Source organism: Lactobacillus acidophilus (genome assembly GCF_034298135.1).
GTDB classification, from domain to species: Bacteria; Bacillota; Bacilli; order Lactobacillales; family Lactobacillaceae; genus Lactobacillus; species Lactobacillus acidophilus.
Window position 1 is genome coordinate 1130392 of sequence record NZ_CP139575.1, and the last position, 18273, is coordinate 1148664.

At 34.4% G+C, this 18273-nt stretch carries 9 protein-coding genes and 2 pseudogenes; all 11 read right to left on the reverse strand.

Features of this window, described 5'->3' with window-relative positions:
- Positions 1-2: 2 nt before the first annotated feature.
- The 11 genes and pseudogenes from rapZ to glgB all read right to left on the reverse strand — a co-directional run bounded on the left by rapZ (position 3) and on the right by glgB (position 18256).
- Positions 3-898: pseudogene (rapZ, locus tag SO785_RS05190) on the reverse strand (RNase adapter RapZ).
- Positions 899-979: 81 nt separating this feature from the next.
- Positions 980-1522, reverse strand: a complete 543-nt coding sequence (locus SO785_RS05195; RefSeq protein WP_003546590.1) for an HdeD family acid-resistance protein — start codon at positions 1520-1522, stop codon at positions 980-982.
- A gap of 62 nt (positions 1523-1584) precedes the next feature.
- Positions 1585-4425, reverse strand: a complete 2841-nt coding sequence (uvrA, locus tag SO785_RS05200; protein ID WP_003546588.1) for an excinuclease ABC subunit UvrA — start codon at positions 4423-4425, stop codon at positions 1585-1587.
- Positions 4412-6463 (reverse strand): excinuclease ABC subunit UvrB, encoded by a 2052-nt coding sequence (gene uvrB / locus SO785_RS05205; RefSeq protein WP_003546586.1) that lies wholly within the window; start codon positions 6461-6463, stop codon positions 4412-4414. Before uvrB ends, uvrA begins: the two co-directional genes overlap by 14 nt.
- A 102-nt stretch (positions 6464-6565) precedes the next feature.
- Positions 6566-8290, reverse strand: coding sequence for a phospho-sugar mutase (locus SO785_RS05210; protein ID WP_003546584.1), 1725 nt, complete (start codon positions 8288-8290; stop codon positions 6566-6568).
- A 118-nt stretch (positions 8291-8408) separates the two neighbouring features.
- Positions 8409-10178: a glycoside hydrolase family 13 protein gene (locus tag SO785_RS05215; protein WP_011254225.1), complete on the reverse strand. Its 1770-nt coding sequence runs from the start codon at positions 10176-10178 to the stop codon at positions 8409-8411.
- Positions 10178-12589: a glycogen/starch/alpha-glucan phosphorylase gene (locus tag SO785_RS05220; protein ID WP_003546577.1), complete on the reverse strand. Its 2412-nt coding sequence runs from the start codon at positions 12587-12589 to the stop codon at positions 10178-10180. Before SO785_RS05220 ends, SO785_RS05215 begins: the two co-directional genes overlap by 1 nt.
- An 18-nt stretch (positions 12590-12607) precedes the next feature.
- Positions 12608-14038 carry a glycogen synthase GlgA gene (glgA, locus tag SO785_RS05225; protein WP_003546574.1) on the reverse strand — a complete coding sequence of 477 codons (1431 nt, stop codon included), beginning with the start codon at positions 14036-14038 and terminating at the stop codon, positions 12608-12610.
- 9 nt (positions 14039-14047) lie between these two features.
- Entirely contained in the window at positions 14048-15190 is a 1143-nt protein-coding gene (glgD, locus tag SO785_RS05230; protein ID WP_003546573.1) for a glucose-1-phosphate adenylyltransferase subunit GlgD, read from the reverse strand.
- The gene (locus SO785_RS05235; protein WP_003546570.1) at positions 15180-16325 is read right to left on the reverse strand and encodes a glucose-1-phosphate adenylyltransferase; all 1146 of its coding nucleotides are present in this window, start codon (positions 16323-16325) and stop codon (positions 15180-15182) included. Before SO785_RS05235 ends, glgD begins: the two co-directional genes overlap by 11 nt.
- 15 nt (positions 16326-16340) lie before the next feature.
- Positions 16341-18256 (reverse strand): annotated as a pseudogene (gene glgB, locus SO785_RS05240) (1,4-alpha-glucan branching protein GlgB).
- Positions 18257-18273 lie beyond the last annotated feature (17 nt).

An 18273-nucleotide genomic window follows, 5' to 3' on the forward strand; every position in this document is an offset into this window, starting at 1 on the left:
ACCTACTTTCTAATGTATCTACTTATTTCCCTATGTGTAATATCAACAGGATACTTTTTAGATAAATCTCGCGCAAGTTGTTGAGCAATTGATACACTACGGTGTTGCCCACCAGTACAACCAATTGCAATAGTCAGTTTTTCTTTTCCTTCTTTAATGTAACCAGGAATTGCTGTTTCTAACATATCTAAAAGTTTCTTATAAAAGACTTGTGTCTCTTCTTTATTCATTACATAATCAAACACGCGTTTATCTAAGCCTGTAAAAGGACGTAATTCTGGAATATAAAATGGATTAGGTAAGAAACGAACATCCATCACAATATCAGCGTCAATTGGCATCCCGTATTTAAACCCAAATGACATTACTTCAATTGAAAATGGTTGACTGAAAATGGTTGACGTTTTTTATCACTAAACGTATTAATTAATTTTTGTTTTAATTCTTTTGTTGATAAATTTGAAGTATCAACAATATAATTAGAACGATTTTTAATTGGAGTTAAAATGCGACGCTCTTCTTGAATTCCATCTAGTAGACGGCCCTTACCATTATTTGCTAATGGAGGGAGACGCCGAGTTTCTTTATAGCGGGCAACCAAAACATCATCTGATGCATCCAGATAGAGAATGGTTGCTTGAACGTTGCCATTATCTTCTAATGAATTAACTTCATCCAATAAATCTGTATAAAAAGCTTTTACACGCAGGTCAATTACTACTGCAACTTTATGAAAATCATTAGAATTATTTATCAAATCCCAAAAACTTCCTAATAAAGTTGGAGGAAGATTATCAACCACAAAATAGCCCATATCCTCTAAATCATGAGCAACGACGGTTTTACCTGCCCCACTCATTCCTGTAACAATTAATAATTGTTTCTTTTCATCAGCCATAATAACCCCTCCTCTTATAAATTATATCATACCGGGTGTTTCATTATAGTGCAAAAAAAAGAAGCCGTTGGCTTCCTTTTTTTAACGGTGCATAAATGCTACCACAACTTCATTTATTCCAAATACTAACAACCAGAATGCAACAAGCCATACCAAGCTTAAAGCTGCCAATACTGGATTAAAAATTAAGAAAATTGCGATAATTAAACTTAAAATATTCAAAATTAAATTAAAGATAAAATAGCCTGTTGAGAAATCTCGTAAGTGCCATGAAAAGACAATCCCTACAACTGAATCTACAAAGAACCAAATTGCAAATAAGTAAGCGATTGTTAAGCCACCAATATCATATGAACATAGGAATAAAATACCGATTATAATGTCCAATATACCTGAGATTAATGCTACCCAACTACGTGAAAAAAATTCACGAAAACGTGAATAGCCTGCAAGCCATACTAAACCTTGTACGATTGATATAATTGCAAAAATTAAAACGAATGCATGTAAACCTTTAGCAGGATGTCTAAGAAGCACAAAAGCAACTACAACCATTAAAATACCTGCAATAAAAGATCCCCAATCAAATCCGCGATTATCTTTAGAACTAGAAAAAATATCCATTTTTATCCTCCTTGGTCCATATTTTACACTTATTTGAGGATAAAAGACACTTAACCGCTAAACTATTTTTGAGCCCTCTTAGTCAAGAGTATGTCTCGCCTTAAAACAGGTTTCAGATATTGACCAGTATAACTTTCCCTAACTTCTGCTACTTCTTCAGGGGTTCCAGTAGCTACAATAGTTCCACCACCTTCACCACCTTCTGGGCCTAAGTCAATTAACCAATCAGCATTTTTAATTACGTCAAGATTATGTTCAATAATCAAAACAGTATTACCTTCATCGACAAGACGTTGCAATACTTCAAGTAGCCGCTTAATGTCATCAGTATGTAAACCGGTAGTTGGTTCATCAAGAATATAGAAATTTTTACCAGTTGATAATTTTTGCAATTCAGCAGCTAATTTCATTCTTTGAGCTTCACCACCAGATAATGTTGTGGCAGATTGACCCAATTTCACATATCCTAATCCCACATCCACAATTGTTTTTAACTTACGTTCAATCTTAGGAATATTTTCAAAGAATTTGCATGCCTCATTAATAGTCATATCAAGAACTTGAGCAATATTTTTCTCGCGGTAAGTTACTTCAAGAGTTTCTGAATTATAACGAGTACCATGACATACCTCACAAGGAACATAAACATCAGGTAAAAAATTCATTTCTATTTTGATAATTCCATCACCATGACAAGCTTCACAGCGTCCACCCTTAACATTAAATGAAAAACGTGCCTTAGTGTATCCACGCATCTTAGCTTCATTAGTTTGCGCAAACAATGTTCTAATATCATCAAAAACGCTTGTATATGTAGCTGGGTTACTACGTGGTGTACGACCAATTGGGCTTTGATCAATATCAATTATTTTTTCAATATTTTTATAACCACGAATTGATTTATACTTACCAGGCTTAGTTGAATTATTATTTAATTTCTGAGCCAAAGCTCGCTTTAAAATCATATTAACTAAAGTAGATTTACCTGAACCAGAAACACCACTAACTACAATAAATTTTCCTAAGGGGAAGCTTACATCAATATCTTTTAAATTGTTTTCAGTAGCACCAGTTATTGTAATCTTTTTACCGTTTCCTTTACGTCGCTTTAATGGGACAGGAACAAATTTTTTACCAGAAAGATATTGTCCTGTTAAAGAGTTAGGATCTTTTTCTACTTCTTCTGGTGTACCTTGTGCCATAACTTTACCACCGTAAACACCTGCACCTGGTCCCATATCAACCAGATAATCTGCTTGACGCATAGTTTCATCATCATGTTCTACTACAATTAACGAATTCCCCAAATCACGCATTCGCTTAAGAGAAGCAATCAGTCTGTCATTATCACGTTGATGAAGCCCAATCGATGGTTCATCTAAAACATACATAACACCTGATAAATTAGATCCAATTTGTGTAGCCAAACGAATTCTTTGAGCTTCGCCACCAGATAATGTATTAGCAGTTCTTGAAAGAGTTAAATAATCTAAACCAACGCTATCTAAAAATGAAAGTCGATCGCGTACTTCTTTTAGAACAGGTTTAGCAATTATTGTTTCTTGCTCACTAAGCTCTATATTACTGAAAAAATCCAATGCCTTTTTTATTGAAAGATCTGAAGCTTGTGCAATATCCTTGCCCATAACCTTTACAGCTAATGCTTTTTCATTAAGTCGTTTACCATGACAAGTAGAGCAAGTTAATTCGGTCATGTATTTGCCCATAACATCACGCATAAACTTAGACATTGGTCTTCGATACCGTCGCTCAACATTCGTCATTACACCTTCAAATGGTTGAGTTGTCGCATTAACGCCAAAATCACCTGTAATATTAAACTTTACCGGCTTAGTTGAACCATGTAAAATAATATCCTTTTGCTTTTTAGTTAGTTTGTTAAATGGCTTGTCCATTGGAATACCCAGTGCATCACAAGCTTGCTTTAACATTTCTGAATAATAATTGGAAGTTTTCCATGGAGCAAGTGCCCCTTCTTCCAAAGTTAGAGACTTATCAGGTACAACTAAATCTTCATCAACTTCCAGTTTCATCCCTAATCCATCACAATCAGGGCAAGCACCAAATGGCGCATTAAATGAAAATAATCTTGGCTCCATTTCACCTACGGTAAAACCACATTTTGGACAAGCATAATCTTCAGAGAAGTTAAGCATCTTTCCATCAATCACATCAACGTTCATATAACCATCTGATAAACGTAAAGCTGCTTCAGTTGAATCGAACAAACGTGATCTAATGCTATCTTTAACAATTAAACGATCAACTACAATGTCAATTGAATGTCGCTTATTTTTTTCTAAATTAAACTCCTCACCAATCTCATGCATTTCACCATCAACAATTACTCGAACATAACCTGCACGTTGAATTCGCTTAAATACTTCTTTATGCTCACCACGCTTAGCTCTAACTACCGGTGCAAGTAATTGAATCTTAGTTCTTTCAGGCAATCCCATAATTCGATCGACCATTTGATCAACTGATTGACGCTCAATCAACGTACCATCATTAGGACAAACGGGATGCCCTACTCTTGCCCAAAGAAGTCGCAAATAATCATTAATTTCAGTAACAGTACCTACAGTTGAACGTGGATTATGAGACGTAGTTTTTTGATCAATAGAAATAGCTGGATTTAACCCATCAATTGAATCAACGTCTGGCTTATCCATTTGACCCAAAAATTGTCTTGCATAACTAGAAAGTGATTGAACATATCGTCTTCTTCCTTCTGCATACAAGGTATCAAAGGCTAATGAACTTTTACCAGAACCAGATAATCCAGTAATTACAACTAATTTATCTTTGGGAATAGTTAAATCAATATCTTTTAAATTATGCTCACGTGCTCCACGAACAACAATCTTATCGTTTACCATTTAATGCCTTCCCTTTTCTTGTTTTTGGTCTTCTAGATGATGACTGCAATTCCATTATTGCATCCCGCAAGTTTGCTGCTTCTTCAAAGTCAAGTTTCTTAGCGGCCTCTTTCATCTGTTCTTGCAAATTCTTAATCATCGTCTTCTTTTGTTTAGCTGTTAATTCATCAAAATTCAAATCTGCAAAACTATCTGTTTTTTCTTTCTTAGAGTCTTCAGATGGCTTAGTAATTGAAATAACATCATGAACAGGTTTAATAATCGTCTTAGGAACAATCCCGTGTTCTTTATTAAATTCTTCCTGTAACTTGCGTCTTCTCTGGGTTGCCTCGATAGCTGCTTTCATCGAATCGGTAATCGTATCAGCATACATAATTACTTCTCCATTTGCATTACGTGCTGCACGCCCCATTGTTTGAACTAATGGCCGGTATGCTCTAAGAAAACCTTCTTTATCTGCATCTAAAATCGCCACTAGCGATACCTCAGGCACGTCAATACCTTCACGAAGTAAGTTAATCCCAATCAGTACATCAAATTTACCCAAACGTAAATCACGTAAGATCTGCATTCTTTCAAGCGTTTTAATATCTGAATGTAAATAACGAACTTTAATACCCAGATCTTTTAAATAATCTGTCAGATCTTCGGCCATCTTTTTAGTTAAAGTAGTAACAAAAACACGTTCATTACGATCTATCCGCTTATTTATTTCTCCGACTAAATCATCAATTTGTCCTTCGATTGGCCTTACTTCAATCTTAGGATCCAATAATCCCGTTGGACGAATAATCTGCTCTACCTTGTGATCTGTCCTCTCAAGTTCATAATCTCCAGGAGTAGCAGAAACGTATAAAATTTGGTTAACATGTTTTTCAAATTCTGCCAACTTTAGTGGACGGTTATCAAGTGCCGATGGTAAACGAAAGCCATAATCAATTAAGGTCTTTTTACGATTACGATCTCCATTGTACATCGCTCTAATTTCTGGCATGGTTGCATGAGATTCATCAATTAAAATCAAAAAATCATCTGGGAAGAAATCAAGCAAAGTATATGGTGGCTCTCCTACTTTTCTACCTTCCATATGCCTTGAGTAATTTTCAATTCCGTTGGTATAACCAACTTCTCCCATCATTTCCATATCATAGGTAGTTCTTTGTTTAATTCTTTCGGCTTCAAGCAATTTACCTTCGCCTTCGAACTTTTTAACTTGCACTTTCATTTCTTTAGAAATCGCCTTAAGAGCTCGTCTTAATTGTTCATCATTAGTCATGAAGTGCGTAGCCGGAAACAGCGATATACTCTCACGCTCACCAATTACTTCCCCAGTTAAAGAATCGATCTCAACAATTCGGTCAATTTCATCACCGAAAAATTCAACACGATAGGCATGGTTAGAATTTCCTGCTGGGAAAATTTCTACAACGTCACCACGGACCCGAAAACGTCCTCGTTGAAAATCAATATCATTTCGATCATATTGCAAGTTTACTAAATCACGTAATAACGTATTACGTTCATATTCTTGTCCTTCATGAATCATTAATACACTACGAGCATATTCTTTAGGATCACCCAACCCATAAATACATGAAACCGAAGCAACAACTATTACATCATTTCTCTCCATTAAAGCTGAAGTAGTAGCATGCCGCAATTGATCAATTTCATCATTAATTGCAGAATCTTTTTCAATGTATGTATCGGATTGTGGAACATACGCTTCTGGTTGATAGTAATCATAGTATGAGACAAAATATTCAACCGCATTATTAGGGAAAAATCCCTTAAATTCGCCATAAAGCTGACCAACCAATGTTTTATTATGTGTAATGACCAAAGTTGGCTTGTTAAGCTTAGCAATAATGTTAGCCATGGTAAAAGTCTTCCCAGTACCAGTGGCACCCTCTAAAATTTGTTCCTTATATCCCTTTTCAAAACCCGCTGTCAACTTATTGATAGCTTGCTGCTGGTCCCCTGCCGGCTTAAATTTTGATACTAATTCAAACTTACGATCTTTTTGTCGTTTTATCATAGCAAAGCTCCTCACGAAAAAAGTTGGACTTTTTGTCCAACTTCTCTAATTAGTATTTATATTTTACTACCACGAACGTGTTTTCGCACACAATATGCTTGATTATTTAAGTAAATTTGCCAAGGCAGTTTGGTAATCTTCTGCAGCCTTTTCTGCTTTTTCAATATTTTCTTTATTTACACCAACATAAGCTTTAATAACTGGTTCAGTGCCTGATGGACGAAGAGCAACCCAAGTTTCATCATCTAAGAAGTATTTCAAAACATTTGATTCTGGGAAACCTTCAAGTGGTGTCTTTTCACCATTTTCAATTGTTTCTTGTTTTAAAAAGTCTTGAATTTTAACTACTTTGCTACCGCCAATTTCAGTAAGATGTTCATTACGAAGCTTGCTCATCAATTCAGCCATCTTCTTCTGACCACCAATACCAGGCATTTCAATGGCACGAGTAATTTCGTAAGCGACACCATATTTCTTCCAAATTTCTTGTAAGCCATCAAATACGGTCATACCACGAGAAGCATAGTAGCTTGCAACTTCAGCAAACATTAATGCACCTTGCATAGCATCTTTATCACGTGCAAAAGGCTTAAATAAGTAACCATAACTCTCTTCAAAGCCCATTAAGAACTTAGCATCTCCAGCTTTATTCATACGGTCAACTTCTTCACCGATATACTTAAAACCAGTTAAAACATGTTTAGTCTTAATACCAAAATCTTCGGCAATCTTAAATGGCAATGCACTTGAAACTACTGAAGTAACAATTTCATAATCATCAGTTAACTTGCCACTCTCTTTAAGGTGAGCTAACAAATAATATGCCATTAAAGTAGCAATTTGATTACCAGTTAGAACTTGGAAATCACCATCGGATTTTCTCACAGCTGCACCCATTCTATCTGCATCAGGATCAGTTGCAATAATTACATTGGCATCTACTTTATCAGCCAGCTTAAAGCCTGGTTCAAATACATCACGATATTCTGGGTTAGGCTTAATAGTTGTTGGAAATTCTGGATCGATAATTGATTGACTTGGAACAGGAATTACATTGTCAAAACCGCCTTGTCTAAATGCACGATCATAAAGCATTTTACCTGTACCATGAAGTGGAGTATAAATGATTTTAAGCTTGTCAGCATTAGCTTTTACCATTTCTTTATCAACTGTAACTTGCTTTAATTCATTTAAATAAGCTTCATCAACATCTTCACCAATTAATTGCAAAGTATTATTTGCGCGTAATTCTTTAACTGAAGCAACTTCAACACCAAAAATATCAGTAACTTTTTGTGCATAAGCAAATAAACGATCGGCATTTTCTGGGGCCATTTGTGCACCATCTTCACCGTAAACCTTGTATCCATTATATTGCTTAGCATTATGCGAAGCAGTGATATTTATTCCTGCAAAAGTATTTAAGTGACGAACTGCATATGATAATTCTGGAGTTGGTCTTAGGTCATCAAATAAGTAAACATGAATACCATGTGCACCAAGTACTCTAGCAGCGTGTTCTGCAAATTCTCTTGAATGATATCTTGAGTCAAAAGCAATTACTACTCCACGTTTTTTAGCTTCCTCACCATTTTCATCAATCAAACGCGCTAAACCTTCAGTAACGCGACCCACAGTAAACAGATTGATTCGATTAGTACCTGGTTCAAGGCGTCCGCGCATTCCTGCAGTACCAAAATTAATATCCTGACCAAAGGCATCTTCAATCCATTTTTCATCTTTACCTAAAGTATCTAATTGATCTTTTAAATAATCTGGTAACCCAGTAGCATTTTGCCATTCTTTAAAAATTTCCTTAGCTTCCATCTTTTCCTCTATTCATTAAAATCGTATATTTATGGATTTCTAATGTCTTTTTAAATTATCAATATTTTTCTATTATCCACGTATTATTATAAAACTTAAATTTAACTAATTTAAATAACTATAGCGATATTTTCTTAATAAAATCTGTTTGTGCTTTAAGTTGAATTTGGTCCAAAGTATCCTTGATTTTATCAATAATTATGCTCGGCAACCAATAAAATGAATACTTTTCACGCAACGGTATCACATCTTCGTTAGTACAATTAACGCAATACATAATCATCTCTTGATCATTATATCTAACTATACTATTAACCCCAGCCGACAAATGTACAAAACCGATTTTGCCATTTACCAATACTGGATTTTGCTTGCGTATTTTGGTCCAACTGCTAACACAATCTATTAGCTTTTTATCTTCATGTCCCCATAGAAAGTAACGTCGATTATCTGGATCTTCTTTACCAATTAAGCCAGCCTCATCGCCATAATAAATACATGGAACTCCGGGCATCATAAATAATAAGCCAAAAGCCATCATGACTAAATTATCATTTTTATTCAAAACGGTTTTAATTCTTACCGTATCATGGGTACCGATATTATTTAAACAATTATGCAAAAAGTCAGTTGGATAATTTTCAATCAGTAAAGCCAGGTCATTCATTGCTTCTATCTCTATAGTACTATCTTGAGCTGATAACAAACTGATAATAAAATTGCGTATCGGATAATTCATAACCCCCATTAAATTATCACCAGCTGTATAAGTTCGATATTCACCATTTACAAATTTATTTGAAGCATCTTCCCAAACTTCCCCAATCAAAATTGGACAATTTTCCTTTATCAAACGGTTACGAATATTACGCAAGAAATCCATCGGTAACTCATCAGCTACATCAAGTCGCCAACCATCAACTTTCCACTTAGCTAATACACCATGATCGCCATAAACAAGATTTTGATATTCAGAATTATCTTTATTAACAGTCGGTAAAGACTTTACACCCCACCAAGACTGATATTTATTTGGATAGTCTTGAAAGTTGAACCAAGAACGATAATTACTATTTTTGTCAGTAATCGCTCCTTGAAAATAAATGCTATCAAAACCTACATGATTAAATACTCCATCTAATATTAGATGCATATTATTCTCATGTAATTCCCTAATTAAGTCAGCTAAATCTTTTTCATCACCCAACATTGGATCGATTTTCATAAAATCTGTTGTATCATAGCGATGATTACTTTTAGCTAAAAAAATTGGATTAAGATAAAGGACTGTAACACCTAGTTGTTTTAAATAAGGGATCTTTTTTCTAATTCCAGTTAAATTACCGCCAAAAAAGTCCCACCGCACTATAGCACCTTCACTATTTTTTATATAATATGGAATATCTTCTTTAGTAGCATAGATAAAACTATTCCTTTTTTTACCTATAACTTCTTCATATGGATTTCCATTAGCAAAGCGATCCGGAAAAATTTGATAAACAATGCCCTTTTGATACCAATCGATTCGTGGAGTTGCAATATCATAACAAGTTAATTGAAACTGTCTTAAATCATGATCACTTTTAGTTACGTGTCCTTTACCAAAAAGTCCTTGATCTATATAAACTATTTGATTATTTTGTTGCAAAGCAAAGTAGTAATTGTATAAACCAGATGTACCAATTTTTACCTGTGTGGTATACATTTTAGTCTGTTCATCATAGTTCATCGGATAAGCCACTGGTGTTTCTCGACTTTTAGTCAACCACAAGACAGCTCCTTGTATTACTTGATCTATTTTGATTGACCATTTAACTGTATTACCAGCTTTAACAGCACCAAAAGGGTTTTTATACTGCTCTTGCCAAGAATCATAAGTTATTTTCATTAGTGATCAACTTTTTCAACTTTTAATTTTTTTAAATGCCAAATATCTTGTGCGTATCGTTCAATTGTCTTATCAACATCAAAACGTTCTGAATGAGCAATATTTACCAAACTCATTTGAGCCCAAGAATGTTTATCTTTCCATTCTTGTTCTACTTTCTCTTGAGCTTTTAAATAATCAGCAAAGTCTGCTAAAACAAAGAATTGCTCATTATCACTCAAAAATTTATTTGCTAGAGCTTGTCCTTCCGAAAAACAATTAGGAATTGTACCATCAGTTAACGCATCAACTGTTTTCTTCATTACTGGATCTGATTCGTACATTTCTCTTGGGTGATAAGAATGTTCTGCATAATATTTATAAACCTGATCCTTATTTAAGCCAAACGTAATGATATTATCCTCACCTACTGCATCCGCAATTTCAATATTTGCACCATCCATTGTAGCCACAGTTAAAGCACCATTGGCCATCAATTTCATGTTGCTTGTACCACTAGCTTCTTTAGTAGTGGTCGAAATTTGCTCGCTTACATCAGCTGCGGGAATAATTTTTTCAGCTAGAGAAACATCATAATTTTCTAAAAAGATTACCTTTAACTTGCCGTTAATATCTGGATCTGAATTGATCATATTAGCTGTTTCATTGATCACTTTAATTACTTGTTTAGCAAATACATAGCTTGGTGCAGCTTTAGCCCCAAATATAACTACTCGCTTAGGATGATCAATCCCTGCTTTTAAATCTTGATATAACTTTAGAATATGTAATAACTTTAAAGTCTGGCGTTTATATTCATGTAGTCGCTTGACTTGCACATCAAAGATAGCGTTTGGATCAACTTCTACTCCCATTTGTTCTTTGATAAACTCAGCTAGTTTTTTCTTATTATCTAGTTTAATTTGATTAATACGCTCTAATACTAAAGTGTCGTTGTAGTACTTTTCAAAATTGAGCATCTTATCACTATTTTTACGCCAATCTTTACCAATAGTTTGATCAAGTAAATCAGATAATTCTGGATTAGCAATTTGTAGCCATCTACGCAAAGTGATTCCATTAGTTTTATTATTAAAGCGATCAGGATATAAATTATAAAAATCTTTTAACACTTTGGTTTCCAATAATTGGGTGTGCAATGCTGCTACCCCATTAATTGAGTGTGAGCCAATAATTGCTAAATGCGCCATTTGGACCTGTCCATTTTTTATAATTCGAGTACGTTCAATTACATCATTAGAGACTTGTCCGTTTAAATAAGCACAATAACGACGATCTATTTCAGTAATAATTTGCATAATTCTCGGCAACAATTGAGACAGCATATTTGTATCCCATTTTTCCATTGCCTCTGACATAATTGTATGATTGGTATAACTCATCACCTTTAAAGTGATATCCCAGGCAGTCTCCCAATCGACACGATGTTCATCAACTAGCAATCTCATCAATTCTGCAATCGCCATTGCTGGATGCGTATCATTGATATGAACAGCCACGTAATCTGGTAATTTAGTGAAATCTTTATTACCAAGTTTTTTAACATAATAATCTAAAATACTTTGTAATCCAGCTGAAACAAAGAAATATTCTTGCTTTAATCTTAATAATCTACCTTCATAATTAGAATCATCTGGATACAAAATTGAAGTTAAATCTTCTATACGACGTCTATCTGAAATAGTAGGATATGACAATTCTTCTTCTGGTGGAATTTCTGCATCCCACAATCTCAATGTATTGGTTACACCATCTCTATAACCTACAATTGCAGTATCATACGGTACAGCTCTGACAACATCGCCACCTTCATATTGAGGTGTCATCCACCCATTATCATCAACCATACGTACTTTACCGCCAAATCTTACTAAAACAGATTTGCTCTCTCTTCTAACTTCCCAATGATCGTCTTTTTTAAGCCAATCATTTGGTAGTTCTTTTTGATAGCCATTTACAAATTTTTGCTTGAATAAACCATACTTATAACGAATACCATTTCCATTTCCGGTATAGCCAGTTGAAGCAAGAGAATCCATAAAAGCTGCAGCCAATCGTCCCAGACCGCCATTACCTAAAGCCATATCTGGTTCTGCTGCAGCAATCTTGTCTAGATCTAATCCCAAATCTGACAATGCAGCTCTAACAGTATCCAGCCAGCCTAAATTTAGCAGATTAGTTTTAAGTAAAGTTCCTGGCAAAAATTCAATTGAAAAATAATAAACCTGTTTTTGTCCTTGATCAGCTTCGGAAATACGGGTACGACGCCATTGCGGTGCATATCCATCTCTAACCACTCCACTTAATGCAGTGTATAACTCACTATTTGATGCTTCATCAAGTTCTTCTTCAAAATAAATATTTACCTTATTTTTTAGTTTCTTTTTAAATTCATCTTTTGTTAATTGCATATTTTTACACCAATTGGATTACCCAATTAACTCTCCATACATCCACTTATACTTATCAGCAGAATTTTTCCATGAAAAGTCCGATTTCATGGCTATTTTTTGTATTTTAAGCCAATTATTCTTTTGTTGATACAACGCTAACATTTTCTTTATTGCTTGTACCATTTGATAACCACTAAATTCCTTAAAGCCAAAGCCAGTACCTTCATTGGTAGTCTCATCATATACCCAAACAGTATCTGCTAACCCACCAATTTCATGAACAATTGGTAAAGTACCATAACGCAATGCAATTAGCTGTGAAAGTCCACACGGTTCAAACGCAGAAGGCATTAAGAAACTATCTGCTCCAGCATAAATTCTTTGAGCCAATTTAACATCAAACGCTAAAATAACCTTTAGTTTATCTGGATAACGCTCAGCAATTTCCATTAGACGATGTTCATAATATGGATCACCATTACCTAAAATTACAATCTGAACATTAAATTGCAAAATATTATCTAACTCGTCAAGCAATAATTGACAGCCCTTTTGTGCAGTTAAACGTGAAACCATACCAATTAAAGGAATATTTGGCTTAATTGGCAAATCTAATTCTTTTTGAAGTGCTATTTTATCCTTTGATTTATGATGTAAATGATAAACATCATAATTTTTCTTAATTACGGGATCAGTCTTGGGATTATATTTTTCAAAATCAATCCCATTTAAAATACCAGTTAACTTATGTGAACACATTCTTAAAATCGCATCTAAGCCTTGTCCGAATTCAACAGTTTGAATTTCACGAGCATAAGATGGACTAACCGTAGTTACACGGTCTGCATATAAAATGCCGGTTTTCATCCAGTTAACATCATTATCCATTCGGACAATACCACTATCAAACCAGTCGTAATTCATACCAAAGAAATCCGGTAAAGTTTTTGCATTATATTTCCCCTGAAACTCTAAGTTATGAATAGTTAAAATTGTTTTAATCCCTTTATATGCATCGACAAAGCCCCATTTTTCATGGAGTAAAAATGGAATAAATGCAGTGTGATAATCATTGCAATGCAACACATCCGGAATAAAATCAAAACGCTCCATCATCATGATGACTGCTTGTTGGAAATAAGCATATCTTTCGCCATCATCATAATAACCATAAATTCCCGGACGCTTAAAATAATATTCATTATCAATAAAGAAGTAATTCACACCATTTAATTTCAAAGTAAAAATTCCACAATATTGATTACGCCAACCTACTGGCACAATAAAGTTACCTTGATATTTTAAATTTTTACGATACTTTTCTGGTAAATCTTGATACAAAGGAAGGACGACACCAACATCAACACCTTCTTTAGCTAATTGGTTAGGCAAAGAGCCTAATACATCGCCCAATCCCCCAGTTTTGAAAAAAGGTGCACATTCAGCACCAGTAAATAAAACTCGCACGATTTCTCCTTATTCAACAATTAAATCTTTAGTTACAACGTCACCCTTCTTAATAACCACTGGATTATCTGGGGTTCCCTTAACTACTACATCTTTTTTTATTACTACATTTTTATCTAAAATAGCATATTCAACACTACTACCGGCTTCTAAAGTACAACTTGCCATTACAATAGAGTTCTTAACGTTACTATCTTCAGCAACATCTATTCTTCTTGATAAGATACTATTTTCTACTGTTCCATTTATTCTACAGCCAGTTGCAAATAAAGAATTCTTAACTTTAGAAGAAGTAGTGTAATACGTACCTACTTCATTTCTAATTCTTGTAATAATTCTTTGATTACCGTGTAAAAGTGAGTCACGATTTTTCTTATCAAGCATTTCAATATTGGAATCGTAATAACTCTTAATGTCATGGACATTATGCAAATAACCGGTATATTCATAAGCATTTGTACGGTATTTTGCTGCAAGACTTGCAAATCTTTGACCAATATCAATAGGAGCGCCACATTTTTGGGCTTTCTTCAATTCAGCAATCAACCATTTAGTATCTGCCACATAAATATTCAAACCTAAGTTATAGCTATCTTGACTTTGAGTATCAATAGCTTGTTGGCAAGACATTATGGTATTTTCTTCGTCTAAAATATATAGCTGATCATCTGGCGCCACATTTTTCTTACTTACACGTTTAAAGACAGCTGTAATACGATTTCCATTTTCTTGATGGAAATGTAATACCGACTGCAAATCAACATTAGCAACTATTTTATTTTCAAGAAAAACAGTATATGGAGCATTAGCTGTAGCCAAGAAGGTAATTAAATCATTAAAATATTCTCCTCCATTTGCTTGGCTTTGCAATAATTTTTGATAAAAATCAAGATATGCATAAGAGCCTATAGTATCTAGCCCCCATTCTTTGCCTCCGCCTAAATGATCAAGATATGATCTTACTTTTTCTTGACTAATCAGGGTATACACATTATTAATTCCTGCATTTACAATACTTGAAAGAGCAAAATCCATAATGCGATATTTACCTGCGAAATATAAAGCAGATAATGAACGTTCGTCAGTCAACGGGCGTAATTCATTATACTCATGTTGATTACTAAAAATTGCAGCCATTTTATTAGTCTTCATTTGGCAATACTCCAATTCTTTCTGAATTACCTATCACTTTAATGTTATCTTTATTCCCCTCAACTACAGCTCCGTCCCCAATCTGAGCATTCTCACCAACAATCGCGTGCTTAATAACAACGTCCTTACCTATTTTTACTCCTGGCATAATCACAGAATCAGTAATTTCAGAGCCACGTTGTACATCAACATCTGTCGATAAAATCGAATGATTAATCGTACCATCTACATAGCATCCATCTACAATCATTGAATTGTTAACTTCTGCATTCTCAGTAATAACTTGTGCAGGATCAATTGGATTTTTAGAATATATTCTCCAGGAACGATCATATAAGTTAAGACCATCACTGCCATCTAAAAATTCCATGTTTGCAGCCCATAAGGAATCAATAGTTCCTACATCTTTCCAATAACCAGAAAAATGATATGCAAATACTCTTTCATCGCTCTTTAAATAATATGGAATAACATTTTTACCAAAATCCACCATATCATCATTAGTAGTGAATCCGGTGGTCAAAACTTCACGCAATCTCTTCCAATTAAAGATGTAAATTCCCATTGATGCATGGTTACTTTTTGGATGCTCAGGCTTTTCTTCAAATTCTGTAATTCTACCACTAACATCCGTATTCATAATTCCAAAACGAGATGCTTCTTTCATAGGAACATCAATTACAGCTACGGTCAATGACGCACCGTTCTTAATATGTTCTTCCAACATAGATTCGTAATCCATTTTATAAATATGATCACCGGAAAGAATTAATACATATTCTGGATCCTTACTATCAATATAATCAATATTTTGATAAATGGCATGAGCCGTGCCCTCAAACCATTTACTACCAGAATTGTCAGTATATGGTTGTAAGATTGTGGCACTTGCATTTAATCCATCTAATCCCCAGCTTACTCCATTACCAATATGCTCATTAAGCAATAATGGTTGATATTGTGTAATGATTCCTATATTTTTTACACCAGAATTAGCACAATTACTTAAAGTAAAATCAATAATTCTATATCGGCCACCAAAAGGGACAGCTGGTTTTGCTTGATCACTGGTTAATTTACCTAATCTTGTTCCTTTTCCTCCTGCCAAAATCAAGCCCAACATTTCGGTACTCATTGTTTTTTCTCCTTATTACTTAGTTTTTGTTTTTCTATTAATTCTTCTTTTTATATGAACATCTACAGGTTTTAAAATCACAGCACTAAAACCCGGTATATCCAATTGCACTTGATAATTAAAATTCTTAAATGAATTATTTTGAGTTTTCAAATTCTGCTTTTCTTGGTTCCAACTGCCACCATATTCTTTTCTGGCACTATTAAAGACTTCACAATATTTACCAGCATATGGAACACCAATTGTAATTTTTTTCGATCAACAGGTGTAAAATTCAAAATAACTATTAAAAAGTCATGTCTAGTTTTACCTTGACGAATAAATGACAAGACTGACTCATCTTTATTATCTGCGTCAATAATTTGAACAGAATCTTCTCTTTGTTCTAATTGCCACAAAGCCGGCTCATTTAAATAAAAACTATTTAAATCTTGATCAAAATGCTTCATTTTAGCATTCAGTTCATCCTTTAATTCTGCCCAATCTAAGCCATCGTTATATCGCCATTCAAGATATTGTCCAAATTCACTTCCCATAAATAAAAGCTTTTTACCAGGATAGGTCATTTGCAATGTAAGTAAATTACGTAATTGAGCAAATTGCTTATCACGGTCGCCAAACATTTTATTCATTAGGCTTCGCTTACCATGAACAACCTCGTCATGTGATAAAGGTAAAATAAAGTTTTCACTCATTCGATACATGAATGAAAAAGTAGCTAGATTAAAATCAAATTTTCTAAATAATGGGTCCATCTCATAAAAACGTAAAATATCGTTCATCCAACCCATATTCCATTTAAAATCAAAACCTAACCCACCATCTTCTATTCGACCAGTTATCTTTACTTGAGCAGAACTTTCCTCGGCAATCATTAAACATTCTGGATGTTTGCCTTTAATGGTTCGATTTAGTTTTTGTAGGAATTCTATCCCCTCTAAATTACGATTTCCACCAAATTTATCTGTTTTCCATTCACCGTCACTGCGGTCATAATCGCGATAAATCATGTTAGAAACAGCATCAACTCTCAAGCCATCCAAATGATAAAATTCTAGCCAAAATAGGGCACTAGAAAGTAAAAATGATTGCACTTCCGGTTTGCCTAAATCAAAATTTAGAGCTCCCCAGCCTTTATTTTCGGCTCTCCATTTTTCGCTAAATTCATAACATGGTGTGCCATCATAATAAGCCAAGGCATCATCATTAATACAAAAGTGTCCTGGTACCCAATCAGCCAAAACACCGATGTTTTCTTTGTGACATGCTTCAACAAAATCTTGCAGCTCTCGTGGTGTACCATAAGTACGCTCCAAAGCATAATAACCAATTGTTTGATATCCCCATGAAGCATCTAAAGGATGTGCTGTTAAAGGCAAAAATTCGATATAATTAAATCCTTGTTCTTTAACATACGGAATTAATTCCTTTTGTAAATCCTTCAAAGTATACAGAGACCCATCTGTATGTCTTTTCCATGAACTAGCATGTACTTCATAAATATTAATTGGTCGAGCAAAATGATTCGATCTTTTATTTCGTCCCATCCATGCACCGTCAAGCCACTTTTTATTAGGTAACTTAACAATCACAGCTGCACTGCCTGGTCTAGGCTCTAATTCGAACGCCATAGGATCAATTTTCATTACCTCACGACCATCAGCTTGTTTAACTAGAAACTTATATAGCTGTCCTTCTTTGGGTAAGCTGGTCTTTATTTCCCAAACTCCATCTAAAGTCTGACTCATTTCTAATGATTTATCCCAATCATTAAAATCGCCAACTAGCCAAACTTTTTGCGCATTTGGTGCCCATACTCTAAAAGTATAGATATCATTTTCATAATGACACCCTAATACTTCTTGAAGATATAGCTCATTGCCAGCTGCAAATTTTTTAATATGTTGTTTAACCTCCACTATCGTTACCATACTGCTTTCTCCAAAAT

What these genes read in the sequence shown, in the direction of transcription:
- SO785_RS05195 (WP_003546590.1), bottom strand. Translation starts at nt 1,522, where the DNA reads ATGGATATTTTTTCTAGTTCTAAAGATAATCGCGGATTTGATTGGGGA.
- uvrA (WP_003546588.1), bottom strand. Translation starts at nt 4,425, where the DNA reads ATGGTAAACGATAAGATTGTTGTTCGTGGAGCACGTGAGCATAATTTA.
- uvrB (WP_003546586.1), bottom strand. Translation starts at nt 6,463, where the DNA reads ATGATAAAACGACAAAAAGATCGTAAGTTTGAATTAGTATCAAAATTT.
- SO785_RS05210 (WP_003546584.1), bottom strand. Translation starts at nt 8,290, where the DNA reads ATGGAAGCTAAGGAAATTTTTAAAGAATGGCAAAATGCTACTGGGTTA.
- SO785_RS05215 (WP_011254225.1), bottom strand. Translation starts at nt 10,178, where the DNA reads ATGAAAATAACTTATGATTCTTGGCAAGAGCAGTATAAAAACCCTTTT.
- SO785_RS05220 (WP_003546577.1), bottom strand. Translation starts at nt 12,589, where the DNA reads ATGCAATTAACAAAAGATGAATTTAAAAAGAAACTAAAAAATAAGGTA.
- glgD (WP_003546573.1), bottom strand. Translation starts at nt 15,190, where the DNA reads ATGAAGACTAATAAAATGGCTGCAATTTTTAGTAATCAACATGAGTAT.
- SO785_RS05235 (WP_003546570.1), bottom strand. Translation starts at nt 16,325, where the DNA reads ATGAGTACCGAAATGTTGGGCTTGATTTTGGCAGGAGGAAAAGGAACA.